Origin of the sequence: Pseudomonas sp. CFSAN084952, assembly GCF_009648855.1 — a bacterium.
Lineage (GTDB): Bacteria > Pseudomonadota > Gammaproteobacteria > Pseudomonadales > Pseudomonadaceae > Aquipseudomonas > Aquipseudomonas paracarnis.
The window spans coordinates 5,885,137-5,908,601 of sequence record NZ_CP045767.1 but is presented as its reverse complement, the minus strand read 5'-3'; the positions used below and the strand labels follow the sequence as shown (position 1 = coordinate 5,908,601).

Annotated in this window: 25 protein-coding genes and 1 pseudogene; 18 read left to right on the top strand and 8 right to left on the bottom strand. The window is 60.4% G+C overall.

From position 1 onward, the window contains the following. Nucleotide 1 precedes the first annotated feature (1 nt). A complete protein-coding gene (locus tag GH769_RS26965) occupies nt 2-697 on the bottom strand; it encodes a response regulator transcription factor (protein WP_014716566.1) in 696 nt (231 codons plus the stop codon). Nucleotides 698-1,036: 339 nt separating this feature from the next. Here GH769_RS26965 and GH769_RS26960 point away from each other — a divergent pair, with 339 nt between their 5' ends. The 6 genes from GH769_RS26960 (at nt 1,037) to GH769_RS26935 (ending at nt 7,402) form a co-directional block, all read left to right on the top strand. After that, nucleotides 1,037-1,615: a fimbrial protein gene (locus GH769_RS26960; protein ID WP_032901831.1), complete on the top strand. Its 579-nt coding sequence runs from the start codon at nt 1,037-1,039 to the stop codon at nt 1,613-1,615. A gap of 53 nt (nt 1,616-1,668) precedes the next feature. Further along, on the top strand, nt 1,669-2,442 hold the full coding sequence (locus GH769_RS26955) for a molecular chaperone (protein ID WP_032901829.1): 774 nt from the start codon (nt 1,669-1,671) through the stop codon (nt 2,440-2,442). A gap of 6 nt (nt 2,443-2,448) precedes the next feature. Continuing rightward, nucleotides 2,449-3,207 carry a molecular chaperone gene (locus tag GH769_RS26950; protein WP_020302376.1) on the top strand — a complete coding sequence of 253 codons (759 nt, stop codon included), beginning with the start codon at nt 2,449-2,451 and terminating at the stop codon, nt 3,205-3,207. Between the two features lie 144 nt (nt 3,208-3,351). Then, nucleotides 3,352-5,916, top strand: a complete 2,565-nt coding sequence (locus GH769_RS26945) for a fimbria/pilus outer membrane usher protein (protein WP_032901826.1) — start codon at nt 3,352-3,354, stop codon at nt 5,914-5,916. Continuing rightward, nucleotides 5,913-6,869, top strand: a complete 957-nt coding sequence (locus GH769_RS26940) for a fimbrial protein (RefSeq protein WP_014716561.1) — start codon at nt 5,913-5,915, stop codon at nt 6,867-6,869. The genes GH769_RS26945 and GH769_RS26940 overlap by 4 nt, the downstream gene beginning before the upstream one ends. Nucleotides 6,870-6,886: 17 nt before the next feature. Next, complete coding sequence (locus tag GH769_RS26935) at nt 6,887-7,402, top strand: fimbrial protein (RefSeq protein ID WP_014716560.1); 516 nt, start codon at nt 6,887-6,889, stop codon at nt 7,400-7,402. Between the two features lie 93 nt (nt 7,403-7,495). Here GH769_RS26935 and GH769_RS26930 read toward each other — a convergent pair whose 3' ends face one another. From GH769_RS26930 to GH769_RS26920, 3 genes are all read right to left on the bottom strand, one after another. After that, nucleotides 7,496-8,437: a phasin family protein gene (locus tag GH769_RS26930; protein WP_014716559.1), complete on the bottom strand. Its 942-nt coding sequence runs from the start codon at nt 8,435-8,437 to the stop codon at nt 7,496-7,498. Nucleotides 8,438-8,449: 12 nt separating this feature from the next. Then, complete coding sequence (locus GH769_RS26925) at nt 8,450-8,872, bottom strand: phasin family protein (protein ID WP_014716558.1); 423 nt, start codon at nt 8,870-8,872, stop codon at nt 8,450-8,452. A gap of 104 nt (nt 8,873-8,976) precedes the next feature. Further along, nucleotides 8,977-9,252 carry a polyhydroxyalkanoic acid system family protein gene (locus GH769_RS26920; RefSeq protein ID WP_014716557.1) on the bottom strand — a complete coding sequence of 92 codons (276 nt, stop codon included), beginning with the start codon at nt 9,250-9,252 and terminating at the stop codon, nt 8,977-8,979. Nucleotides 9,253-9,397: 145 nt separating this feature from the next. On the opposite strand from GH769_RS26920, the gene ubiE reads away from it, so the two are divergent. The 12 genes and pseudogenes from ubiE to GH769_RS26865 all read left to right on the top strand — a co-directional run bounded on the left by ubiE (nt 9,398) and on the right by GH769_RS26865 (nt 19,594). Then, nucleotides 9,398-10,168, top strand: a complete 771-nt coding sequence (gene ubiE / locus GH769_RS26915; RefSeq protein ID WP_153649944.1) for a bifunctional demethylmenaquinone methyltransferase/2-methoxy-6-polyprenyl-1,4-benzoquinol methylase UbiE — start codon at nt 9,398-9,400, stop codon at nt 10,166-10,168. Next, entirely contained in the window at nt 10,168-10,791 is a 624-nt protein-coding gene (locus GH769_RS26910) for an SCP2 domain-containing protein (RefSeq protein ID WP_019820017.1), read from the top strand. Before ubiE ends, GH769_RS26910 begins: the two co-directional genes overlap by 1 nt. Further along, on the top strand, nt 10,788-12,392 hold the full coding sequence (gene ubiB, locus GH769_RS26905; RefSeq protein WP_032901824.1) for a ubiquinone biosynthesis regulatory protein kinase UbiB: 1,605 nt from the start codon (nt 10,788-10,790) through the stop codon (nt 12,390-12,392). The genes GH769_RS26910 and ubiB overlap by 4 nt, the downstream gene beginning before the upstream one ends. Before the next feature lie 41 nt (nt 12,393-12,433). Further along, on the top strand, nt 12,434-12,826 hold the full coding sequence (gene hisI / locus GH769_RS26900; RefSeq protein WP_003187884.1) for a phosphoribosyl-AMP cyclohydrolase: 393 nt from the start codon (nt 12,434-12,436) through the stop codon (nt 12,824-12,826). Between the two features lie 2 nt (nt 12,827-12,828). Continuing rightward, on the top strand, nt 12,829-13,161 hold the full coding sequence (locus tag GH769_RS26895; protein ID WP_003187881.1) for a phosphoribosyl-ATP diphosphatase: 333 nt from the start codon (nt 12,829-12,831) through the stop codon (nt 13,159-13,161). 27 nt (nt 13,162-13,188) lie between these two features. Beyond that, a complete protein-coding gene (locus tag GH769_RS26890; RefSeq protein WP_003187877.1) occupies nt 13,189-13,467 on the top strand; it encodes a twin-arginine translocase TatA/TatE family subunit in 279 nt (92 codons plus the stop codon). A gap of 10 nt (nt 13,468-13,477) precedes the next feature. Beyond that, the gene (gene tatB, locus GH769_RS26885; protein ID WP_003187876.1) at nt 13,478-13,885 is read left to right on the top strand and encodes a Sec-independent protein translocase protein TatB; all 408 of its coding nucleotides are present in this window, start codon (nt 13,478-13,480) and stop codon (nt 13,883-13,885) included. Beyond that, entirely contained in the window at nt 13,882-14,673 is a 792-nt protein-coding gene (gene tatC / locus GH769_RS26880) for a twin-arginine translocase subunit TatC (protein WP_003187874.1), read from the top strand. The genes tatB and tatC overlap by 4 nt, the downstream gene beginning before the upstream one ends. Then, complete coding sequence (locus tag GH769_RS26875) at nt 14,670-15,377, top strand: 16S rRNA (uracil(1498)-N(3))-methyltransferase (protein WP_014716554.1); 708 nt, start codon at nt 14,670-14,672, stop codon at nt 15,375-15,377. Before tatC ends, GH769_RS26875 begins: the two co-directional genes overlap by 4 nt. Before the next feature lie 257 nt (nt 15,378-15,634). Next, nucleotides 15,635-16,693 (top strand): annotated as a pseudogene (locus GH769_RS29520) (methyl-accepting chemotaxis protein); the annotation flags it as partial. After that, the gene (locus GH769_RS29515) at nt 16,679-17,551 is read left to right on the top strand and encodes a methyl-accepting chemotaxis protein (protein ID WP_370694792.1); all 873 of its coding nucleotides are present in this window, start codon (nt 16,679-16,681) and stop codon (nt 17,549-17,551) included. The pseudogene GH769_RS29520 and the gene GH769_RS29515, both read left to right, overlap by 15 nt. Before the next feature lie 135 nt (nt 17,552-17,686). Continuing rightward, nucleotides 17,687-19,594, top strand: coding sequence for a methyl-accepting chemotaxis protein (locus GH769_RS26865; RefSeq protein ID WP_032901822.1), 1,908 nt, complete (start codon nt 17,687-17,689; stop codon nt 19,592-19,594). Between the two features lie 109 nt (nt 19,595-19,703). On the opposite strand, the gene GH769_RS26860 is transcribed toward GH769_RS26865, so the two are convergent. From GH769_RS26860 to GH769_RS26845, 4 genes are all read right to left on the bottom strand, one after another. Then, nucleotides 19,704-20,438, bottom strand: coding sequence for an amino acid ABC transporter ATP-binding protein (locus GH769_RS26860; protein WP_020302382.1), 735 nt, complete (start codon nt 20,436-20,438; stop codon nt 19,704-19,706). Then, nucleotides 20,431-21,390: an amino acid ABC transporter permease gene (locus GH769_RS26855; RefSeq protein WP_014716550.1), complete on the bottom strand. Its 960-nt coding sequence runs from the start codon at nt 21,388-21,390 to the stop codon at nt 20,431-20,433. The genes GH769_RS26860 and GH769_RS26855 overlap by 8 nt, the downstream gene beginning before the upstream one ends. A gap of 130 nt (nt 21,391-21,520) precedes the next feature. Continuing rightward, entirely contained in the window at nt 21,521-22,318 is a 798-nt protein-coding gene (locus GH769_RS26850) for a transporter substrate-binding domain-containing protein (protein ID WP_032901820.1), read from the bottom strand. Between the two features lie 219 nt (nt 22,319-22,537). Then, nucleotides 22,538-23,338 carry a transporter substrate-binding domain-containing protein gene (locus GH769_RS26845; protein ID WP_032901819.1) on the bottom strand — a complete coding sequence of 267 codons (801 nt, stop codon included), beginning with the start codon at nt 23,336-23,338 and terminating at the stop codon, nt 22,538-22,540. Nucleotides 23,339-23,465 lie beyond the last annotated feature (127 nt).

The following is a 23,465-nucleotide window of genomic DNA, read 5'->3' as shown; positions in this document are numbered from 1 at the left end:
CTTACTCAGGCCCGCCGAATTGCTGAATGAATTTGAAAAGTTCACTGTCATTGCGCACGCCCAACTTCCGATAAGCCGATTGTTTCTGCGTACTGATAGTACTTGCACTGCGGGAGAACTTTGCCGCAATCGAACTGACTGACATGCCATCGAGAAAACAGCGCAATACTTCGCGCTCTTTGGGTGTGAGCCCGGAGGTCAATGACAGCGTCGCTGAAACATTGACCGTCGACTTCACAGTGACGAGATCAAACGCAGAGTGTTTGCCCTGTAATGTCGCCAACATACAAGGTTGTATATAAAGCCGCCCTTGAGCGACAGTTCGGATAGCCGTGATCAGCTCGGTCAGATTCTGAGTCTTACCCAGAATGCCCCAACATCCAGCCTTGAGCGCCAGCGAGACTGTCGCAGGCGAATAATCCGAGGAAACGATCAATGCCCGGCACTGGCTGAAACGCCTGCCCAGCGTCTGGAGCAGACTGAGGCCGTCGATGTCTGACGGCGCCAGCACGAAGTCCATGACGACCACATCGACCCGCTGACGGGCCAGCGCCTCCAGCAGTTGCCGGCCCGTACCGTAGGAGCCGGTCACCTGAATGTCGGCCTCGGCATTCAATCCCAGTGCGATACCTTGGCGAACCATCTCGTGGTCATCCAGCAGCATGACGGTACAGATGGCCAATGGTGAAGTTGTCATAACGAGCCCCGCATAAATCAATGCAGTACTGCACGCTATAGACCAGCCTTATGCAGGGTTCAATAAGCGGACACAACAGTACTACATTTACTTACGGCAACTTCCTACAGAAACAACTGAGGAAACTTTACCCAACCAAAAATCCATACGAAAAAAACTAAACAAAACAAAACGCTTTCGAACAATCACGAACCAAAACTCGAGACTTCGCTATAGAGCGCATTCACTTTTAGATACAAATTATGCCAGCCCGCCCCATGAAAAAAATTCGACAAGAACCTCAGGCACTGCGCTTAAACCTGCGGCGGATAACTTCAATAACTCGAGATCGAAAACAGAATGAAAGCCAACGTTTTACCTGCCGTTGCAATCGCCCTGGCCTTGAGCGCCACGATGACGTCATCGGTGTACGCCGCGGACGGCGTGATCAACTTCAGTGGACTGGTGACCGACGTGACCTGCACCGTCGAAGGCGCGGCTCCGGGCACGGGGGCTGTGGTCAAGGACGTGAACCTGGGTGGCGTCTCTGCTGCACGCCTGGCCACGGCAGGCAGCCGTGCCAACCTGACCGGCTTCACCATTCGCATCGGCGCACCGGGTGAGGGCAGTTGCACCAACGGACGCACCGCCATGGTTGCCTTCGATCCGACCAGCCCGGCCATCGACGTGGCCACTGGGCGCTTGAACATTGATGGTTACGACGATCCATCGGATACCACCAACGCCAAAAACGTCCAGGTGGAGGTCACCAGCCGCAGCGGCACGCCGATCAACGTGTACACCGAAAAATCCGAAGGCGTGGTGATCGCCGATAACCAGGCAACCATCCCATTGGCTGCACAACTGTACGCCAGCGGCCCGGCCACCGAAGGCAAGGTCAACACCCGGGTCGGGTTCATGATCGAGTACGCCGAGTAAAGCGCGAGCGAGCCTGCGAAGGCGGGCTCCTCCCTGGGTAAAGAGACCAGACGATGAAAACGAAGGCCCGTCTTACATTTGTCGCCGGTGTGTCTGGTGCAATGCTGCTGTTCATACTTGCCGCCGAGGCAGGCGTCATCATCCACGGCACACGGGTGATCTACCCTGCCGAACGGCAGGAAGTGATCGTACGCCTGGAAAACAAGGGCAATCGCCCGGCATTGGTGCAAACCTGGCTGGACGACGGCGACCGATACTCAACAGCCGCCACTGCAAAAGCGCCGCTGAGTACGTCCCCCCCAATCTTCCGCATTGAGCCGCACCAGCAACAGGCGTTGCGCCTGCGCTACTCGGGCGAGCCTTTGCCTGCCGATCGTGAAAGCCTGTTTTGGCTCAACGTACTGGAAGTGCCGCCGAGTGCCGCAAAGGGTGACGAGAATAACCAGATCGAATTGGCATTTCGCACCCGCTTGCGCGTATTCCTGCGCCCGCAAGCGTTGCCTTATGCGGTGGCAAACGCAGCCTCGAAACTGCAATGGAAACTGATCGCCCACGATCGCGGCTACGCCCTGCAAGCCACTAACCCGACGCCCTATCACGTCTCGCTTGCCTCTATCGAACTGCTCAGCGCCGGCCAGCGTTTTGCCAAAGCGCCGAACCAGAGCGCCAACGACAGCCTGCTGCTGCCGGCCGGCGATGTAAAGCGCTTTGCGTTGCCGCTGTTGCGCGAATGTCCGCGTACCCCGGCCAAGGTTGAGTTCACCAGCGTCAGCGATTTCGGTGCCCGCGTACGGCATTCGGCAGCGCTGCCTGGCTGCACGGGATAAACCACCATGAATGTATTTTCGATTTTTGCGCAGACCACCTTGCTGACCTGCACGCTGGTGGGCGCAACGGCGCTGCAGGCGAGCGTGATCATCAACAGCACGCGCGTGGTTTATCCGCAGAACGACAAAGAGGTCACCGTCAGGCTGGAGAGCAAGAACCAGGCACCGGTATTGGTCCAGACCTGGCTGGATAATGGCGATGAGCAGTCGACGCCACAGGTGGGCGGCATTCCTTTTGTGGTGACCCCGCCCATCTTCCGTATGGAACCGGGCAAGCAACAGGTGGTGCGCGTGGCCTATACCGGCGAATCCTTGCCGACCGCACAGGAAAGCCTGTTCTGGTTCAACTTGCTGGAAGTGCCTGCGCAATCTCCAAATGCGCAACAGGGCAACCAACTGCAGCTGGCGTTTCGCTCGCGGATCAAACTGTTCTTCCGTCCGCATAACCTGCTCTACGGAGTCGAAACGGCACCCGGAAAACTGCAATGGCGACGCATCTCAAGCGCACAGGGCCAGGGCCTGGAAGTCTTCAACCCGACGCCCTATCACGTGACCTTTGAAGCCGTCGAGGTGCTGGAGTCCGGGCAACGACATGCGCGTAAAACCGCGTCGTCGGGCAGCGAAAACATGGTACTGCCCGGCGGCCGCCTGCGCTTTGAGCTGCCCACGCTCAAAGCATCGGCCAATACCGAGGCGACCGTAGAGTTCCAGACACTCGATGACTATGGCGTGAAGGCCGTCCATAGCGCCAAGGCCCCGCCATGACAGCCCCCAGAACAGACCTTCCAGCGTAGGGCGCCCTGACTGGCGCTACCACGCCCCTACTTTTTCATGTCGATGCCCACTGACGCGGGTAGGGACGCCCTATGCCGACAGTCGACCGACACCTGTTTTTCGAGAATGCTGAACATGAGTTTCAACACGCCAACCGGCGTAAAAGCACGTCATCGCTTCAAGCGGACCCTGCATAGCCTGCTGTTGATCAGCGGCGCTCAAGCCGTCAGCGCCCAGAGTGCCGAACAGGTCGAATTCAATCCGGCTTTCTTTCCGGGTGGCAAGGCGGGCTTGCAGGTCGATATCGCCAAGTTCAACCAAGGCAACGTCGTCCTGCCTGGCAGCTATCGCGCCGATGTGCACCTTAACGGCCAGTGGATCGGGCGTGAAACCCTGTCCTTTTCCAAGATCGCGGGCCATGACACCGCCCAGCTGTGCCTGGAGCCCCAGGCGCTGCTCAGGTTTGGCGTTATCGTCGATAGCGTCGAGGCAGCAGCCCTTTCCAGCTGTGCCGACATCGCCAGCTACCTGCCCGGCGCCAGCAGCCAGTTCGATTCGGGTGAAAGTCGCCTCGACCTGCAAGTTCCGCAGATATACCTGGCGCGCCAGCCACGCGGCTACGTCGACCCGCAACACTGGGATGGCGGCGTGGATGCCGCGTTTGTGCGTTACAACACCAATACCTTCACCACGCGGACCGGCGGGCGCACCCAGGGCTCCAGCTACCTCGGCCTGAACACCGGCCTCAACCTGGGGAACTGGCACTGGCGCCACAACGGCAGCTACAGCCGCACCCATACCGCCTCGGGGTACCAAAGCAGCGCCACCTATGTGCAGCGGGATTTGAGTGCCTTGAAGTCCCAACTGGTGCTTGGCGAACTCTATACCCCCGGCGAACTGTTCGACAGCGTGCGTCTGCGCGGCGCCAGCCTGTCTTCCGATGACCGGATGCTGCCCGATTCACTGACCGGCTTTGCCCCGGTAGTGCGCGGGGTTGCCGAGACCAACGCACGGGTCACTGTGCGCCAACGCGGTGTGTTGCTGGATGAAGTCTCCGTCGCGCCCGGCCCGTTCGTGCTCAAGGACCTGTTCCCCACCGGTTACGGCGGCGACCTGAATGTCACCGTCACCGAAGCCGACGGTCGTACCCGTGAGTTCATCGTACCGTTTGCCGCCAACGCCAACCTGCTGCGCCCCGGCTACAGCCGCTATTCGCTGAGTGCCGGCCTGCTCGATGAAGTCGGCCTGCACCACCCGCCCAGGCTGATGCAAGCGACTTACCAGCATGGCCTGAGTAATCTGCTGACCGGTTATACCGGTGCCGTGATGGGTGAGGATTACCGTTCACAGTTGCTGGGGGCCGCGTTCAACACGCCGTTGGGCGCACTTTCTCTGGACTTGACCCAGTCGAACGCGCATCTGCCAGGGCATGGTTCACGCGCGGGTCAAAGCGTACAGCTGCGCTACAGCAAGAACTTCGCGAATACGGGCACCCACTTCGCGCTGGGCGCCTACCGCTACTCCACCGAAGGCTTCTTGAGCGTGAGCGACGCAGCACACATCCGCGACCTTGCGCTGGACGGGCTCAAGCTCGACACCGTTTCGCGCCTGCGTGACCGAATGGACATCAGCCTCAACCAAAGCGTCGGCGACGGCTCGGTGTACCTGACCGGCTCCTCGCAAAACTATTGGAACCGCAACAATGGCAACCTGACGTTTACCGCCGGCTACAGCAGTACGTGGAAGGGTTTGCATTACACCGTCAGCGCGCAGCGCACCCGGGACTTGCTGAGCGAACGCGTCGACAAGCAATTGGACTTCACCGTCAGCCTGCCACTGGGCAGCGGCGCACGCTCGCCCACACTGACCACCACCGTCTACCGTGGCGATCAAAGCAGCGGCGAGCGCCTGAGCCTGGGCGGTACGCTTGGCGGGCGCAATGAATTGAGCTACGGCCTGAGCAGCAGCCGTGCTCAAGGCAGCGGCTATGCCACTAGCGCCGACATGAAATACCAGACCTCTCAAGGCGTGCTGTCGGCAAGCTACGGCCAAAGCAACGCGTACCAATCGACCTCCCTGGGCATGACCGGTGGCATCGTCGCCCACCGTGGCGGTGTGACCTTCGCCCCAGAGTTGGGCGACACCATCGGCATCGTCCAGGCTCCCGACGCCCTCGGCGCACGGATCAATGGCAACCACAGCGCGCAGATCGGCAAAAGCGGCTTCGCCGTGGTGCCGAATCTCACGCCTTACCGCCAGAACGTGGTCGAGTTGGACCCCAAGGATCTGTCCTCGGATGTCGAGCTCAAGACCGCCGCTCAGAACGTCGCGCCACGAGCCGGCTCGGTGGTGCAGTTGCAATTCGAGACCGTCAGCGGGCAGGCCATGTTGATCACGGCGCTGCGGGAGGATGGCACGCCATTGCCGTTCGGCGCGGATGTGTTCGATGAAAGCGGCGCCAGCGTCGGGATCGTTGGCCAGGGTGGCAAAGCCTTTGCGCGTGTGTCACGCGGGCAGGGGCAGTTGACGGTCAAGTGGGGCCCGGACGCCACGACCCTGTGCACGCTGCGCTATGACGTGAGCACAGGTTTCACTGCCGAGAACACCAACCGCTTGCGCCACCTGAACGCAGGTGCCTGCCAGCATGCGCCGCAAGCGCCTACCGCCAAAAGCCCCATGACAATACGGAGTTCACAATGAAGCCGTCGATCTCGCGCCTCTTGACCCTGCTGGTGCTTGGCCTGCCCATCGCGGCCCAGGCGGAGTGCGATAGCTATATGGACTCCGAGCACGGCCTTTCCCTTCCGGCCACTATTACGGTACCGGCCAACCTGCCCGATGGCAGCATCATCACCCAGCAGCCATTCAGTGGAGTGGTTCCCGGCCGTTTCTTCAATTGCCACAGCTTGACCCTCAGACAGGTCACCTCCCGCAGGTACCCGCAACTATTGCCAAGCCTGATCTATTCCACTGAGGCTCCTGGCATCGGCATCCGCATAAAAATTACCGATGCCCGAGGAGTGACCAACTTCTACGCGCTTGAAAATATTACCAATCAGCTGCCCACTGGACGCCATCCCATCTTCACCAATGCCGAGGCGATCTTCTACAAAACCGGCCCGGTGACCGGAGGGGTAGTGCCGGCGGGAAGCATCTACAAATACACAATGATGACCCGTATAGGCCAGCGCCTGGGCCGCTTTGAGCTCAACCTCAACAACTCGGTCAGGTTCGTAAGCCCTGTTGCTACCTGCAACCTTGAAGCAGGCGACGTCAACCGCTCCATCGCCCTCGACCCGGTGCAGGTCAGTGCTTTCAACAGCAGCCCCTACGCTGGCGCACACAACTTTGAGCTGACGGCCAATTGCAGCGATGCCGCCAACGTCACCTTTCGTTTTTCCGGCCCGCCCTCGCCTGAAAATGACCTGCTCTTCGCCAATACAGGCACCGCTGGAGGCGTGGCGCTGTGGCTGTATTCACGTATCAACGGAACGAATCAAACGATCCCTGCCAATGGCAGCGACAACGAACGCACGCTGGTTGTGAGCGGCAATCGCGCGGTACTGCCACTCGGCGCTGCGTACCACAAAAGCGGCACGGTCGGCCAAGGCACGCTGATCAGTACCGCTACCGTCAACATCACCTACAACTGAAACCCTGAGGATTAACGATGCGTCTCTCAATACTGCCTCTGCTATTGGCGTTCACGGCCAGCCTGGGCGCTCCTGTCGCCTTCGCTGCTACCACCGGCACCCTGACCTTCCAAGGCGTGGTCAACGCGGGCACGTGCAACCTGATCGCCGGCGATGTAAACCGCACCATCACTCTACCGCCCGTCAAAGTGTCGGACTTCGATAGTGCCGACTCCGCTGGAGAACACGATTTCGAGCTTGCCGCTGACTGCGACTCTGACGTCAAGAACGTGATCTTTCAATTCGCTGGCACACCCTCCGCCGGCAACGCAGAGCTCTTTGCCAATACGGGAACTTCGGGCGGCACCGCTCTTTGGCTGGCCAGCGCAGGCATCATCCCCGCCAACGGTACGGAGGCCCAGCGTAGCCGTACGGTTGCAACGAGCAGCAGCAAGGCGGTACTGGCGCTCAAAGCGGCTTACCACAAAACCGGCGCGGCGATTTCCCACGGCACGCTGGCCAGTGCCGTCACCGTTTCTATCACTTATAACTGATGGGCTTGGTGTAGCGCCCGCGACGCCTGATTGCTGTGGCCCATAAAAAATGCCCGACCTTTATAGGCCGGGCATTTTCTGGTCCCGCAAAAATCAGGACTGACTGGATGGCGTCGGGGTTACCGGCGTTGCAGTCGGGGTAGCAGCGGTGGGCGACGGCGCGGACACCGAATTGGCTGCAGAAGCAGTCGGAGCCGGCTTGGCCGCCACGGCAGGCTTTGGCGCTGCTGGCTTTTTCGCCGCGGCAGGTTTTTTGGCCACCGCAGGTTTTACCGCCGGTTTGGCTGCTGCTGGTTTCGCGGCGGATTTTGCCGCAGCTGGCTTGGCAGCGGGTTTGGCGGAAGCTGGCTTGGCAGCGGATTTGGCAGCAGCCGGTTTAGCCGCAGGTTTCGCTGCTGCTTTAGCAGCCGCTGGCTTGGCGGCAGGTTTGCTGGCCGGTTTGGCAGCAGCTGTTTTGGCCGCTGGCTTGGCCGCAGGTTTCGTCGCGGCTTTGGCTGGCGCCTTGGCCGCAGATTTTGCAGCCGGTTTAGCGGCAGCTTTAACCAGAGGCTTGGCAGCGGCTTTGGCTGCTGGTTTTGCAGCTGCAGTTTTGGCCGCTGGTTTTGCCGCAGGTTTTGCTGCGGCAGTCTTGGCTGGAGCCGCTTTGGCGCCAGTGAGTTTTTCGATTTGCCTGGTCAAGGTATCGACCTTGCTGTGCAACGTTTTCAACTCAGCCTTGCTAGGCACGCCCAGTCGCGAAATAGCACTGTTGAGGCGCTTGTCGAAGGTTTCTTCCAACTTGCCCCACGTGTCAGAAATACTCGACTTGGCGGAACCGGCCGTTGCCTTGGCCGCATCAACTTTTTTCCCCACTGTACTCTTGGTCAACTTCTCGGCCTTCTCGCCGTCCTTGACCAGAGTCTCGAAGTATTTACCGCCGTCACTGCTAACCTTCGAGTACACGCCTAAACCAGCAAGCCAGATTTTGCGGGAATATTTTTCAACTTCCCCGACCCACGAGCTGCCTTCTTTCTGAGTAGTCTTTTTAACAGCCATCCCGATGTCTCCTTAGTGTTTACGCGCGACACGTTCGAGCAATGCCGTCAGCTCTTCGAGCTTAGCAGAGAGTGTCTCCACGTCATGTTTAGACGCAATGCCGATTCGATTCAAGGCACTTGCAACACGCGTGTCAAAAGCTTTTTCAACTTTATCCAGCTGAACTTCAACCAGGCTCCTGACGCCGGAGACATTACTCTTTACCTGGTCAATCTGACTGTTGGCGGCATCAAGTTGTTCAACTACAACTTTTTTACCTTTACTTTCAACATGTTGGCCGCTCTTAACCAGCTCTTTGAAGTACTCGCTGCCCTCACTGCCGACCTTCGCATAGGCACCAAGACCCGCCAGCCAGATCTTGCGGGCATAGCTTTTAACCTCACTCAGGGGAGTGGTTTGAACGTCGATTTTTTTCTTCAAAATAACTTTGGCCATGGTGCACCTCACACAAAAAGGGGGGGAGGACGGCCCGCAGGAGTTGAGGGCTTGGGCACAAAGTAGGGTTTAAAATTAGAATCGGCACCCTAAGAGCAGCCAGGTCAGGCCAACGCTTTATCCAAGGCCTTTTCGATTTCGGACTTTATCGTGCCACTCATGGCCGACATCAACAGGCCGAGTTCGACATCGATGCGCAGTGAGTTGTCGGCCACCGCAACCGTGCCTTTAACCCCGGAGCGCTTGAGCTTCAGGGTGTCGCCAGCCCATGAAGACTCCACCCCATATTTATCCTCGAGTTTGCGCGCCAATTGCTCAGCCTTGGCCCGCGCCTGTTCTTTTCCCAGGGTATGTTCACGCTCAACGGTAATACGGGCCATTGCAATGACTCCTCTATATAACGACTCAGAACACCCGCCATGCGGCAAAAGGTCTCGATGAGCGCCTATCTTACCTGCAGCCTTGCCAAGACAAAGTAGGCCTTGGGGATTATCATGTCCCGCATTCTCTTTTGGTGACAGCGATATGACTGATCAGCGCAAAGGCAGCGATGCCGAACCCACCACTCACTTCGGCTTCAAGAACGTCCCGGAAAGCCAGAAAGCGGAAAAAGTCGCTGAGGTGTTCCACTCCGTGGCGGCCAAGTACGACCTGATGAACGATGTGCTCTCCGGCGGCATGCACCGCCTGTGGAAGCGCTTCACCATCGAGTTGTCGGGCGTACGCACCGGCAACCGGGTGCTGGACATCGCCGGTGGTACAGGCGACCTGGCGGCCAAGTTCTCCAAGCTGGTTGGCCCCACCGGCCAGGTGGTATTGGCCGATATCAACGGTTCGATGCTCAAGGTTGGCCGCGACCGCCTGCTCGACAAAGGCGTGGCCGGCAATATCGAGTTCGTTCAGGCCGATGCCGAGAAGCTGCCCTTCCCCGACAACCGTTTCGACTGCGTGACCATCGCGTTCGGCCTGCGTAACGTGACTCACAAAGAAGACGCGATCCGCTCGATGCTGCGCGTACTCAAGCCGGGTGGCCGCCTGCTGGTGCTGGAATTCTCCAAGCCGACCAACGCGCTGATGTCCAAGGTCTACGACACCTATTCGTTCGCCTTCATGCCACTGATGGGCAAGCTGATCACCAACGACGCCGAGAGCTACCGCTACCTGGCCGAGTCGATCCGCATGCACCCGGACCAGGAAACCCTGAAGTCGATGATGGTGGAGGCCGGTTTCGACCGCGTGACCTACCACAACATGACGTCCGGCATCGTCGCCCTGCACCGCGGCATCAAGCCCTGATGCTGCTGCAAGGTCTTCTCGCCAGCGTCGAGCACGGCCTCAACCGTGTACTGCGCCTGGACAGCACCGCCCTGGCGCGGCTCGCGCACCTGACCGGCAAAGTCATTGCCGTCGACTGCCGAAGCCCCGCCTTGCAGCTGTTTATCCTGCCCAGCGATGAAGGCCTGTTGCTCGCCACTCAATGGGCCGCTGAGGCCGATTGCACTCTGCGTGCGCCAGCCTCAAGCCTGTTGCACCTGGCACTGAGCCGCAACAAGACCGCCATCCTCCACAGCCCCGAGGTGGAACTGGAAGGCGACAGTGCGGTGCTGATGGACCTGGCCGCCGTGCTGCAAGACCTGGAGCTGGACTGGGAATACGAACTGTCGCGCTGGATTGGCCCCGTCGCCACCCAGTTGATCAGCGGGCACCTGCGCAGCCGCTCGCGCTGGTACCAGCAAGGGTTCGCCAGCCTCAACCAGAACCTTGCCGAATACCTGAGCGAAGAATCGCGCACCCTGGTCGGGCAACGGGAAGCGCAAGCGCGCTTTCGCGAGCTCGACAAGGCCAAAATCGACCTGGAACGCCTCGAGGCCCGCTTCGAGCGCTTGAGCCGTTCCCTTGATCCAAGCGATAACGCATGAAGCTGCTCGCCGTCCGCCGTTTGTTTCGTATCCAGCGCGTCGTAATCCGCTACCGTCTCGATGACCTGCTGTTTGCCCTGCCTTTGCCATGGTTCCTGCTGGCGGTGCGTTATGTGCTGCCGTGGCGCTGGTTGCCGCGCAAACCGTCACCGTTGAGCCGTGGCGCCAGCCTGCGCCTGGCGTTGCAGGATTTGGGGCCGATCTTCATCAAGTTCGGGCAGATCCTCTCCACCCGCCGCGACCTGTTGCCCGAAGACATCGCCGACGAGCTGATGCTGCTGCAAGACCGCGTGCCGCCGTTCGATTCGCAGCAATCGATGGCGCTGATCGAAGAACAGCTGGGCCAGAAGATCAGCGAGGTGTTCAGCCGCTTCGACGTCGAGCCCCTGGCCTCGGCGTCGGTGGCGCAAGTGCACGCCGCGCAGCTCAAGACCGGCGAAGAAGTGGTGGTGAAAGTCATTCGCCCAGGCCTCAAGCCGATCATCGGCCAGGACCTGGCATGGCTGTTCATCCTGGCCCGCGCGGCCGAACGCTTCTCTGCCGATGCGCGCCTGCTGCACCCGGTGGACGTGGTCGCCGACTACGAAAAAACCATCTACGACGAACTCGACCTGCTGCGCGAAGCGGCCAACGCCAGCCAATTGCGACGCAACTTCGAAGGCTCGCAACTGTTGTACGTGCCGCAGGTGTATTGGGACTGGTGCCGGCCCAAAGTGCTGGTGATGGAGCGCATCTACGGCGTGCAGGTCACCGACCTTGCGACCCTGGCCGACCAACGCACCGACATGAAGATGCTGGCCGAGCGCGGTGTGGAAATCTTCTTCACCCAAGTGTTCCGCGACAGCTTCTTCCACGCCGACATGCACCCGGGCAACATCTTCGTCAGCACCGTCAACCCGTGGAGCCCGCAGTACATCGCCATCGACTGCGGCATCGTCGGCAGCCTCACCCCGGAAGACCAGGATTACCTGGCGCGCAACCTGTTTGCCTTCTTCAAGCGCGACTACCGTCGTGTGGCGCAGCTGCACATTGATTCGGGTTGGGTGCCGGCGGAAACCAAGCTCAACGAATTCGAAGCGGCGATCCGTACCGTCTGCGAGCCGATCTTTGAAAAACCGTTAAAAGATATTTCCTTCGGTCAGGTACTGATGCGTCTGTTCCAGACCGCGCGGCGTTTCAATATGGAAGTACAGCCGCAGTTGGTGTTGTTGCAGAAGACCCTGCTGAACATCGAAGGCCTGGGCCGCCAGCTGTACCCGGACCTCGACTTGTGGAACACCGCGCAACCCTTCCTGGAACGCTGGATGCGCGAGCGCATGAGCCCCAAAACCATGCTGGGCAACCTGCACAGCCAGTTCGAACAGCTGCCGCACCTGACCAACATGACCCGCGACCTGCTGGAGCGCATGTCCCAGCCCCACGCCAAGGACCCTGAGCCACCGTGGCGCAAGCGCAAGGACGACTGGTTCCTGCGCCTGCTCGGCGCCGCGCACCTGGTGGGCGGTGTGATGCTGGCGATTGGTGGGCCATTGAACCAACTGGGCCACTGGCCAGCCGGCATCATGGTCGCCGTGGGTGTTTATCTGATCGTGCGTCGATAGCCCATCCGGTTATACACTGTCGCAAATTGCCGGAGCCGAACATGAAAGACTGGCTGGATGAGATCAAGTGGGACAGTGACGGCCTGGTGCCGGCCATTGCCCAGGACTACAAGACCGGGCGCGTGCTGATGATGGCCTGGATGAACCGCGAGGCCCTGAGCCTCACCGCCGCCGAGCAGCGCGCCATCTACTGGTCACGTTCGCGTGGCAAACTGTGGCGCAAGGGCGAAGAATCCGGGCACGTGCAGACCCTGCACGAGCTGCGCCTGGACTGCGATGCCGACGTGGTGATCCTCAAGGTCGAGCAGATCGGCGGCATTGCCTGCCACACTGGCCGCCACAGTTGCTTCTATCGCGTGTTCGAGAATGGCGAATGGAAGGTTGTGGAGCCGGTGCTCAAAGACCCGCACGCCATCTACCCAGCAGGACACTGAACATGAGCGATACCCTGAACCGTGTGGCCCAGGTGCTGGAAGACCGCAAAGGCGCGGATGCCGACAGCTCCTACGTCGCCAGCCTGTACCACAAGGGTCTGAACAAGATTCTGGAAAAACTCGGCGAAGAATCCGTCGAGACCATCATTGCGGCCAAGGACGCGCAAATCAGCGGTGATTACAGCGATGTAATCTATGAGACCGCAGACTTGTGGTTCCATAGCCTGGTGATGCTCGCCCAACTGGGGCAGCACCCACAGGCCGTGCTGGATGAACTGGACCGTCGCTTCGGCTTGTCCGGGCACGCCGAGAAGGCCTCGCGCCCGTCCGCCTGAATAACGTAAGACTTGAGGATTTGAAGCATGGGCATTTTTGACTGGAAACACTGGATCGTCATTCTGGTGGTGGTGGTATTGGTGTTCGGCACCAAGAAGCTCAAGAACCTGGGCACCGATGTGGGCGAGTCGATCAAGGGCTTTCGCAAAGCCATGAACGATGATGAAAAGCCAGCCGAGCCAAGCGCCAACCCGGTGCCACCGGCCCAGCCTGTTCACCCGCAGGCCACCCAGCCGATCACCGAGCGCCGTACCTTCGACGTGCAGGCTGAAAAGGTCCAAGAGCCGACCCGCAAAGACTCGTGAGCACTGACTAATGTTTGGTATCAGCTTCTCTGAACTGCTGCTCGTCGGCCTGGTGGCCCTGCTGGTACTGGGGCCGGAACGCCTGCCCGGTGCCGCACGCACCGCCGGCTTGTGGATCGGGCGCCTCAAGCGCAGTTTCAACGCGATCAAACAGGAAGTTGAACGGGAAATCGGTGCCGACGAAATCCGTCGGCAATTGCACAACGAGCACATCCTCTCGTTGGAGCAGGAAGCCCGCAAGATTCTTTCCCCGGTGCAAGAGCCGGCCAAGCCGGTAACGCCGGTGGCCGAGCACAGCATCGCGCCAGCCCCTGTGGCCGACGCCGCACCGGCAGCGCCCGCTCCTACGACGCCCGCGCCGACGCCCGTTGCGTCGCCCGCGCCCCATGACCCTACATTGCCGCCGCGAGCCCCATGAGCGCTGATAAACCGGAAAACGACCAGCATATGCCGCTGGTCTCGCACCTCACCGAGCTGCGTACCCGCCTGCTGCGTTGCGTGGCGGCGATCTTCATCATCTTTGCCGGGCTGTTCGCCTTTACCCAGCAGATCTACACCTTCGTCTCGACGCCCCTGCGCCAGTACCTGCCGGCCGGCGCGACGATGATCGCCACCGATGTGTCGTCGCCGTTCCTGACGCCCTTGAAGCTGACCATGATGGTCTCGCTGTTCCTGGCGATCCCGGTGATCCTGCATCAGATCTGGGGTTTTATCGCGCCAGGCCTCTACAAGCATGAGAAGCGCATCGCCGTGCCGTTGCTGGTGTCGAGCATCCTGCTGTTCTACACCGGCATGGCCTTCGCCTATTTCCTGGTGTTCCCACTGATCTTCAAGTTCTTCGCCGCCGCGACTCCAGCCGGTGTGGAAATGATGACCGATATCACCAGCTACCTCGATTTCGTGATGACGCTGTTCTTCGCCTTTGGCGTGGCGTTTGAAATTCCGGTAGCGGTAGTGTTGCTGGTGTGGATCGGCGTGGTCGACGTCAAGTACCTGAAGAAGATCCGCCCGTATGTGATCATCGGCTGCTTCGTGGTCGGCATGATCCTCACGCCACCGGACATCTTCTCCCAGACCTTGTTGGCCGTGCCGATGTGGATGCTGTTCGAAGTGGGCATCCTGTTCAGCGGCTTGATCAGCAAGCGTGGCGAACACCCGGATGACGCGCCTGTCGACGACGACCAGCCGCCTGCGACCCAGCCGTGAACCTGCTGCTGCTCGAAGAGGCCGACTTTATCGCGGCCGACCGCGTAGTGCTGCGTGATCGGCGCCTGGTGCATATGCAGGAGGTTCACCGCGCCGCCGTCGGTGACTCCCTGCGCGTGGGCCGGATTGGCGGGCTGATGGGCAATGCCCAACTGCTGCGCCTGGAAGCCGCTGAAGCCGAACTGCAAGTGAGCTTCGACCAACCGCCACCGAGCAAATTACCCCTGACCTTGCTGCTGGCCCTGCCCCGCCCGAAGATGCTGCGCCGGGTGTTGCAAACCGTGGCGGCCATGGGCGTGCCCAAGGTGGTGCTGGTCAACAGCTACCGGGTGGAAAAAAGCTTCTGGCAAACCCCGTTCCTGGAGCCGGAAGCGGTGCGCGAGCAATTGATCCTCGGCCTGGAACAAGCGCGGGACACGGTGCTGCCCGAGATCATTATCGAGAAACGCTTCAAGCCGTTTGTGGAAGATCGGCTGCCGGCCATGGCGGCTGGCACCCTGGGCCTGATCGGCCATCCGGGCGATTACCCAGCCTGCCCCCGAGCCCTCGAGGAACCGGTGACCCTGGCGATCGGCCCGGAAGGCGGCTGGATTCCCTATGAAGTGGACTTGCTGGCCAAGGCCGGTTTGCAGCCGGTGCAACTGGGTGCACGTATTTTGCGCGTCGAAACCGCCGTAACGGCCCTGCTCGCCCGCCTGTTCTAACCCCCCGACTGATCGTTCCCACGCTCTGCGTGGGAATGCCGCTCAGGACGCTCTGCGTCCGCCCTTGTGACGCAGAGCGTCACGCCATTCATTCCCACGCAGAGCGTGGGAACGATCAGCAGAGCGTGAGAACGATCAGCAGAGCGTGAGAACGATCAGCAGAGCGTGGGAACGATCATGTGCATAGCTACAGAATCTCGCGCCCGTGCCGATAGCCTTTGAATAAGTCCAAGCCTTGTTCCAGGGGAGTTCGCAGCATGTATCGTTGGTTAGCCGAGAAGTTGGGGAATGTAAGCGTCAACCGCAAGCTGAGCGTCGGCTTTGGCCTGGTATTGGTCCTGACGCTGTTGATCACCTTTACCGGCTGGACCGGCCTGGGGGATGTGATCAGCCGCGGCGACAAGCTGGGCTTCATTTCCAGCCTCAATGGCCTGACCAAAGACCTGCGCCTGGCACGTCTGGACTTCGATATGCGCCGTGGCGAGCAAGGCACGGACAAGGTCGACGGCCTGCTCGCCCACCTCGACAGCGGCCTGAAGACCGCCGCCGAGCTGATCGAGCAACCTGACGACAAAGCCCTGGTCGAGCAACAGCAGGAAGCCTTGAACCAATACAAAAAGGCCTTCGCGGCCATGGTCCAGGCGGGCCTCAAGCGTGAGGGTGCTCGCAGCAAGCTCGGCGACACTGCCGACAATGCTGTCGCCAAGATCAATGAAATCGAAAAAGCCCTGCTGCAAGGTGACAGCGTCACCCAGTTCAACAGCGTGGTGGAGCAGAGCAAGCTGATCCAGCAATCGCGCTTCCAAGTACGCGGCTACACCTACAGCGGCAAGGTCGAAGCCGAGCAACCGGCCCTGGATGCTATCGACAACGCCCTGAAGAAAATCACCGAACTGCAAGGCCAGCTGCCGGCCCAATACCAGGCCAACCTGCAAGAAGCCGGGGCTTCACTGCAAGCCTACCGCGCCGCCGTCAGCCAGTATCGCGATTCCCAGGTCGCCAGCGCGGCTGCGCTGAAAACCATGATCGCCCAAGGCGACATCCTGCTGGGCCACAGCGAAAAACTCACCGTCTCCCAGACCGCCGTGCGTGACGCAGATGCCGCGCAGGCCAAATACCTGTTGCTGCTTGCCACCGTGCTGGCGCTGATCGTCGGCATCTTCGCAGCCTGGGCCATCACCCGCCAGATCGTCATCCCCCTGAACCAGACCCTCAAAGTCGCCGAGCGTGTGGCCTCCGGCGATCTGAGCCACAACCTGGAATCGGGCCGCCAGGACGAACTGGGTCAATTGCAGCGTGCCATGCAAAGCATGACCGTAGGCCTGCGCGAGTTGATCGGCGGGATCAGCGACGGTGTCACCCAGATCGCCAGCGCCGCCGAGCAGTTGTCGGCCGTGACCGAACAAACCAGCGCCGGGGTCAACAGCCAGAAGGTCGAGACCGACCAGGTGGCCACCGCCATGAACGAGATGGCGGCCACCGTGCAGGAAGTGGCGCGCAATGCCGAAGAGGCCTCGGAAGCCGCCGTGGCTGCCGACCAGCAAGCCCGTGAAGGCGATCAGGTGGTGGGTGAAGCCATCGCCCAGATCGAGCGCCTGGCCACCGAGGTGGGTAATTCCACAGTGGCCATGGGTGAACTCAAGCGCGAGAGCGACAAGATCGGCAGTGTGCTCGACGTGATCAAATCCGTAGCCCAGCAAACCAACCTGCTGGCCCTTAACGCCGCCATTGAGGCCGCGCGTGCCGGTGAGGCCGGCCGTGGCTTTGCCGTGGTGGCCGACGAGGTGCGCAGCCTGGCCCAGCGCACGCAGAAGTCCACTGAAGAGATCGAAGAGCTGATCGTCGGCCTGCAAAGTGGTACCCAGCAGGTGGCAACCATCATGGACAACAGCCGCGGGCTGACCGAGAGCAGTGTTGAGCTGACGCGCCGCGCTGGCCACGCGCTGGGCAATATCACCCGCACCGTCTCGACCATTCAGGCCATGAACTCGCAGATCGCCACCGCCGCCGAGCAACAAAGCGCCGTGGCTGAAGAGATCAACCGCAGCGTGTTGAATGTGCGCGACATCTCCGAACAAACCTCGTCGGCCAGCGAAGAAACTGCGTCCTCCAGTGCCGAACTGGCGCGCCTGGGGATCTACCTGCAGACCCTGGTTGGGCGCTTCCGGGTCTGAATTACCCTACACGGCGGCTTACCAAAGCCGCCGTAACTTGTGAAATTTCCTACGCAGTTATCAGCCCTCCACGGCCCCGAATCGAATTAGCGTTTCATGTGTTGCGAAATGCTTTCTCTGATTCGGAGGTTCACCATGTTTTCTCGGCTAACCCGCGTGCTGGTCAATGCCAGCGTCCGCCTCAAGCTCGCCCTGGGTTTTGGCCAAGTGCTGATCCTCAGTTTCCTGATCGCCGCTACGGGCTGGCAAGCCTTGAACGCCGTGCTTTACCGATCCAATAGCCTGACGACCCTGGGTCAATTGGCCGTTGACGCCGAGGCCATGCGCGCCGACCGCATCGTGTACCGCACCCTGACAGACAGCGATAGCCTGAGCAAAATGGCCGCGAAGATTGAACGGATGGACCAGCACTTGGCCGACCTATCAAACCGCCTGAAAGACCCGGCTGACCTGCAGCGACTTGAAGAAGCCAAGAGCCTTGCAAGCCACTTCAAGGCGGCCCTGACGCAACTTCCGCCCTTGGTCGAACAGCGTGAGCGCATCCGCCCGGTGCTGAAAAAAGTCGCCCTGCAAGCCAGCGATACCCTCGCCCAATTTGCCAGTGACCTGCCTGATCAGAACGACGAAAAGGCCCTTGATGCCATTGAGCAACTGCGGCAGGCCATGGAGCTGGCCGAAGATCGCGCCCAGAGCCCCGCCTGGGCCGCGCAATCGCTGGCAATGTATACAGAGGCCATCGGCAAGGCCCTTGACGCCCTGGAGACCGCGCAACTGGCAGTCACAGCGCTGCCCGTGGACTCAGCACTGCTCAAGACCGACCTGGCTAACTATCGCGAGCAGTTGATCGAGCTCAAGGAAGCCCAGCTCAACGTGGAGACCGTGCAAAACCGCTTCGAACAGCAACTCGATGACCTGCGCGACAACAGTAACCAGTTGAGCCAAAGCCAGAACACCAAGCGCAACAGCGAGGCAGACCACACCCGCACATTGCTGATGAGCGTGACAGTGGCCGCCCTGGCCCTGGGCGCGCTGGCCGCCTGGTGGATCGCCCGGCAGATTGCGGTACCACTGCGGGAGATCCTTGGCGCCGCACGCCGCATTGCCGAAGGCGACCTCAGCCACGACATGGCGGTCGACCGTCGCGATGAACTCGGCCAGTTGCAGCAAAGCATCGGGCAAATGACCCGCAGCCTGCGTAGCCTGATCAGCAGTATCGGTGACAGCGCCCGGCAGATCGCCGGAGCGGCCACGCAGTTATCCACCGTCACCGAGCAGACCCGCAGCGGGCTCAACGAGCAGAAAGATGAAACCGACCAGGTGGCGACGGCAATGAATGAAATGCTCGCCACTGCCCAGGAAGTGGCGCGCCACGCCGAACGCGCCTCGCTGGCGGCCCAAGAAGCCGACCATCAGGCCGGCGCCGGTGAGCAGGTGGTCACCCAGGCTATGGAGCAGATTGGCAACCTGGCCAGTGAAATGGCGCTGTCGGGCCGTGCGATGCTCGCGCTGCAACAGGAGAGCCAGAAGATCGCCAGTGTGCTGGATGTGATCAAGTCTGTTTCTCAGCAGGCCAACCTGCTGGCCCTGAACGCAGCCATTGAAGCGGCGCGTGCGGGCGCTGCCGGCCAAGGCTTTGCGGTGGTCGCCGACGAAGTGCGCAGCCTGGCCCAACGCACTCAGGAATCGGCCGAGGAGATCGAAGGGCTGATCCTCGGCCTGCATAGCGGCACCCAGCAGGTGGCGGATATCATGGACAGCAGCCGTAACCTGACCGATAACAGCGTCACCCTGACCCGCGACGCCGGCGACGCCCTGATCGCCATTGCCCGCACGGTGTCGATCATCCAGGAAATGAACCCGCAGATCGCCGCCGCAGCGGAACAGCAAAGCGCTGTAGCCGAGGAGATCAACCGCAGTGTGCTGAAGGTACGGGACGTGTCGGAACAAACCGCCGCCGCCAGCGAGGAAACGGCGGCGGCGAGTGTTCAGTTGGCGAGGTTGAGCCTGGACTTGCAGACGCTGGTCGACAAATTCAAGCTTTGACCTGTGGCGAGGGAGCTTGCTCCCGCTGGGCTGCGCAGCGGCCCCAAAATCTTGGGAGCGCTACGCACTCCAGCGCGAGCAAGCTCGCTCGCCACAGAGGCAAATATTTCTACAGGACTTGGCGCAGGAAGGCTTGGGCGCGTGGGTCTTTTGGCGCATTGAAGAACTCCGCCGGCGCGGCGTCTTCCAGCAATTTGCCGTGATCGAAAAACAACACCCGGTCTGCCACTTCCCGGGCAAAGCCCATCTCGTGGGTGACGCACACCATGGTCATGCCTTCCAGGGCCAGGGTCTTCATCACGTCCAGCACTTCACCGACCATTTCCGGGTCGAGGGCCGAGGTGGGCTCGTCAAACAGCATCACCTTAGGCTCCATCGCCAGGGCCCGAGCAATGGCAACCCGCTGCTGCTGGCCGCCAGACAGGCGCGATGGAAACTCGCGGGCTTTCTGCGCTATACCGACCTTTTCCAGCAGCGCCAGGGCCTTGGCCTCCCGCTCTTGCTTGCCGCGCTTGCGCACGACCTTTTGCGCCAGGCACAGGTTTTCCAGCACGGTCATGTGAGGGAACAGGTTGAAGTGCTGGAACACCATGCCGACTTCACGGCGGTAGGCATTCACGTCGGTCTTCGGGTCGGCCAGTTGCAGGCCGTCGATGCTCACCGAACCCGAGTCGAATTCTTCCAAGCCGTTAAGGCAGCGCAGAAAGGTGGACTTGCCGGAACCCGAGGGACCGATCACCACCAGCACCTCGCCCTTGGCCACTTGGGTGGTGACATGATCCACCGCGCGCACCACCTGCCCACGGGTATCGAAGACTTTTACCAGATCGCGTACTTCAATCACTTTGGGCAAGCCTCCGCTCAAGCCGGCTGGCCATCTTCGACAGCGGCAGGTTGATCAGCAGGTACAAGCCCGCCACACAAAACAGGATTTCAAACGGCGAGAACGAGGTGGTGATCACTTCGCGGCCGCTCTTGAGCAACTCGGTAATCGCGATCACCGACACCAGGGACGTGTCCTTGACCAGGCTGATAAATTGCCCGGCCAGGGGCGGCAGCACGCGCTTGAAGGCCTGCGGCAGCACCACGTGGCGCATCGACTGGCTGGCACTCAAGCCCAGGGAGCGCGCCGCTTCGTCCTGGCCACGGGTGATGGACTGCACGCCGGCGCGCACGATTTCTGCCACGTAGGCACCCGTGAACAACGACAGCGCGGCAATCCCGGCAAACTCCCGGGACAGGTTGAGCACCGTGCCGATAAAGAAATAGAAAATGAAGATCTGCACCAGCAGCGGTGTGCCCCGCACCAGCTCGACGTAGATTGTCGACAGGTCGCGCAAGGTGGGGTTTTTCGACAGCCGGCACAGCCCGGTCGCCAAGCCAATCGCCAAGCCCAGGATGCCCGACACCACCGACAGCCACAGCGTGGTCCACAAGCCCCACATCAACGGCCCCAGTGCCCATTGCCGAGTCACGCCGACCACATCGCCTTCAGCCACATCATCGCCGCGCGCCACTTGCAGGCTGTTATCGGCGACTGTGAGCTTTTGTTCCACTCCGGCGTCGTTGCGCAGGGTGACTTCGGCCATATCGCCTTTGCGCACTAACTCGACCACGGTGGAAATATCCGCGGCGCGCTGGGAGGTTTCGGCTTGATAGGCGAAGTATTGGGGGACGCGGTTCCAGCGCCACTCGTAGGACATCAACGACGTGGCGTAGTACAAGGCACCCGCCAGGCCGACCAGCACCACCACCGTCAGCAGGTGCCAGGGCCATTGGGCTTTTTTATGTTTCATTTCACTTTCCGCATAGGTGTCGCCTGATAGGCCGCCATCGCGGGCAAGCCCGCTCCCACAGGTTGATGTGTGAATACAGTCAAATGTGGGAGCTGGCTTGCCTGCGATGCAGGCAACTCGGTGTCAGGCCTTATTCCATGTCCTTGAGCCACTCGGAGCTCTTGAACCACTTGTCATGGATGCGATCGTAGGTGCCGTCGTTACGGATCTGGTGCAGGAAGTTGTTGATGAAGTTGATGCTGTCGTAATCGCCTTTCTTCAAACCGAACGCCAGAGGTTCAAAGGTGAAGGGTTCTTCCAGGAACACCAGCTTGCCGTTCCCGACCTTCTTTTCGGCCACCACGTTGTACGGTGCGTCGTAGACGAACGCATCAGCCTTGCCGTTGACCACGTCGAGCACGCCTTCCTGCTCGTTGTCGTAGCCGTGGTACTTGGCCTTGGAGATCAGCTTCTTGGCAACCATCTCACCGGTGGTGCCGAGCTTGGAGGTCAGGCGGTATTTCTCGTCGTTCAGGTCTTTGTAGGACTTGATGGTGCCTTCCAGCTCCTTGCGGATCAGCAGCGTCTGGCCGACCACGATGAAGGGTTCGCTGAAGTTCAGGCGCAGGTTGCGTTCCTGGGTCAGGGTCATGCCGCTGCCAATCATGTCGAACTTGCCGGTCAGGAAGGCCGGGATGATGCCGTCGTACCCGGTGGACACCAGCTCCAGCTTGACGCCCATGGACTTGGCCATAGCCTTGAGGATGTCCACTTCGAAACCGATGATTTCGCCGCGCTTGTCGGTCATTTCGAACGGCATGTAGGTGGGGTCCATACCGACTTTCAACGTGCCGCGCTTGACCGCCTCATCAATGGCGCCGGCTTGGGCCGCAGTGGCGGCGACCAGCGCGGTGACACCGAGCATCAGCATCGAAAGATACTTTTTCATCATCAAGACCCCTGAACGATTCTTATAAGGTGGGCGCACAGAAGGGCTGCGCCATTTCGGGGTGCGATCCTAACCCACTCGTTGTCCGCCACAAAGGTTTCACCGGTAAATGTTATCGGCGTGTGTCGCAAAACACTGACAGCGAGCCGGCCAGGCACAGAGGCAGACGCTTGCGCGCGACCTCTCGATTAGGGATTGATGTGTAAGCAGTTATGACGATCAGTCGATCTCGGCTATCCAGGCCGTGTCCCTGAACCACTTGTCATGGAGGCGATCGTAGGTGCCGTCCTGGGCGATCTGGTTGAGAAAATGGTTGATCCAATTGAGGCTGTCGTAATCGCCTTTTTTCAGGCCAAACGCCAAAGGCTCAAAGGTGAAGGGTTGCTCCAGTACCAACAATGCACTGTTCTGCGGCCGACTCATCGCGATCAGGTTGTAGGGCGCATCATGGATAAAAGCATCGGCCTTGCCTTCAACGACCTGCCGCACGCCTTCTTCCGGGTTGGCCACACTGTTGAGCCGCGCTGATAGGAGAAAGCGCTGTGCCGCGGCTTCGCCGGTGGTGCCTTGGGTTGCAACGACGCGGTAACTGGGATCGTCCAGCTCTTCAATACTGGACACTTTCCCGCCCAGGCGCGGATGCAGTAGCACAGTCTGGCCCACCACGATAAACGAGTCACTGAAGTTGAGCTTGAGGTTGCGCTCCTGAGTGACCGTCATGCCGCTGCCAATCAGATCAAAGTTGTTCGCCATCAGCCCCGACAACAACTCCGTGTAGGGCACCGCTACCAATTCAAGCTCTACGCCCAGCGCGCGGCTCATGGCGTGGAGCAAGTCAATTTCAAAGCCGACGATGCGCCCCTGCTTATCGAGCATTTCGAAGGGCACGTTATTGGGGGTGGTGCCGACCTTAAGCACGCCGCGGTGCACAGCATTGTCCAGCGCGCCGGCGTAAAGCAGGCCTGCCTGTCCCCCCAGGAAAAAGCCCATCAGCAATGCCAAACAATACCTTTTGATCATGAATGCCCCCGTAGCGAGTCCAATTTGGGGGGCGATCCTAACCCAGCCGCAGGCACGGCAATACGCTTCGAACAAAGGTCTTTTGTTTCGAAATAACAAGGAGTTAGCGATAAAAGGAAGAGGCTAA

Excerpts from the sequence above, each read along its gene's own strand:
- GH769_RS26965 (WP_014716566.1), bottom strand. The coding sequence starts at position 697 with ATGACAACTTCACCATTGGCCATCTGTACCGTCATGCTGCTGGATGAC.
- GH769_RS26960 (WP_032901831.1), top strand. The coding sequence starts at position 1,037 with ATGAAAGCCAACGTTTTACCTGCCGTTGCAATCGCCCTGGCCTTGAGC.
- GH769_RS26955 (WP_032901829.1), top strand. The coding sequence starts at position 1,669 with ATGAAAACGAAGGCCCGTCTTACATTTGTCGCCGGTGTGTCTGGTGCA.
- GH769_RS26950 (WP_020302376.1), top strand. The coding sequence starts at position 2,449 with ATGAATGTATTTTCGATTTTTGCGCAGACCACCTTGCTGACCTGCACG.
- GH769_RS26945 (WP_032901826.1), top strand. The coding sequence starts at position 3,352 with ATGAGTTTCAACACGCCAACCGGCGTAAAAGCACGTCATCGCTTCAAG.
- GH769_RS26940 (WP_014716561.1), top strand. The coding sequence starts at position 5,913 with ATGAAGCCGTCGATCTCGCGCCTCTTGACCCTGCTGGTGCTTGGCCTG.
- GH769_RS26935 (WP_014716560.1), top strand. The coding sequence starts at position 6,887 with ATGCGTCTCTCAATACTGCCTCTGCTATTGGCGTTCACGGCCAGCCTG.
- GH769_RS26930 (WP_014716559.1), bottom strand. The coding sequence starts at position 8,437 with ATGGCTGTTAAAAAGACTACTCAGAAAGAAGGCAGCTCGTGGGTCGGG.
- GH769_RS26925 (WP_014716558.1), bottom strand. The coding sequence starts at position 8,872 with ATGGCCAAAGTTATTTTGAAGAAAAAAATCGACGTTCAAACCACTCCC.
- GH769_RS26920 (WP_014716557.1), bottom strand. The coding sequence starts at position 9,252 with ATGGCCCGTATTACCGTTGAGCGTGAACATACCCTGGGAAAAGAACAG.
- ubiE (WP_153649944.1), top strand. The coding sequence starts at position 9,398 with ATGACTGATCAGCGCAAAGGCAGCGATGCCGAACCCACCACTCACTTC.
- GH769_RS26910 (WP_019820017.1), top strand. The coding sequence starts at position 10,168 with ATGCTGCTGCAAGGTCTTCTCGCCAGCGTCGAGCACGGCCTCAACCGT.
- ubiB (WP_032901824.1), top strand. The coding sequence starts at position 10,788 with ATGAAGCTGCTCGCCGTCCGCCGTTTGTTTCGTATCCAGCGCGTCGTA.
- hisI (WP_003187884.1), top strand. The coding sequence starts at position 12,434 with ATGAAAGACTGGCTGGATGAGATCAAGTGGGACAGTGACGGCCTGGTG.
- GH769_RS26895 (WP_003187881.1), top strand. The coding sequence starts at position 12,829 with ATGAGCGATACCCTGAACCGTGTGGCCCAGGTGCTGGAAGACCGCAAA.
- GH769_RS26890 (WP_003187877.1), top strand. The coding sequence starts at position 13,189 with ATGGGCATTTTTGACTGGAAACACTGGATCGTCATTCTGGTGGTGGTG.
- tatB (WP_003187876.1), top strand. The coding sequence starts at position 13,478 with ATGTTTGGTATCAGCTTCTCTGAACTGCTGCTCGTCGGCCTGGTGGCC.
- tatC (WP_003187874.1), top strand. The coding sequence starts at position 13,882 with ATGAGCGCTGATAAACCGGAAAACGACCAGCATATGCCGCTGGTCTCG.
- GH769_RS29515 (WP_370694792.1), top strand. The coding sequence starts at position 16,679 with ATGCAAAGCATGACCGTAGGCCTGCGCGAGTTGATCGGCGGGATCAGC.
- GH769_RS26865 (WP_032901822.1), top strand. The coding sequence starts at position 17,687 with ATGTTTTCTCGGCTAACCCGCGTGCTGGTCAATGCCAGCGTCCGCCTC.
- GH769_RS26855 (WP_014716550.1), bottom strand. The coding sequence starts at position 21,390 with ATGAAACATAAAAAAGCCCAATGGCCCTGGCACCTGCTGACGGTGGTG.
- GH769_RS26850 (WP_032901820.1), bottom strand. The coding sequence starts at position 22,318 with ATGAAAAAGTATCTTTCGATGCTGATGCTCGGTGTCACCGCGCTGGTC.
- GH769_RS26845 (WP_032901819.1), bottom strand. The coding sequence starts at position 23,338 with ATGATCAAAAGGTATTGTTTGGCATTGCTGATGGGCTTTTTCCTGGGG.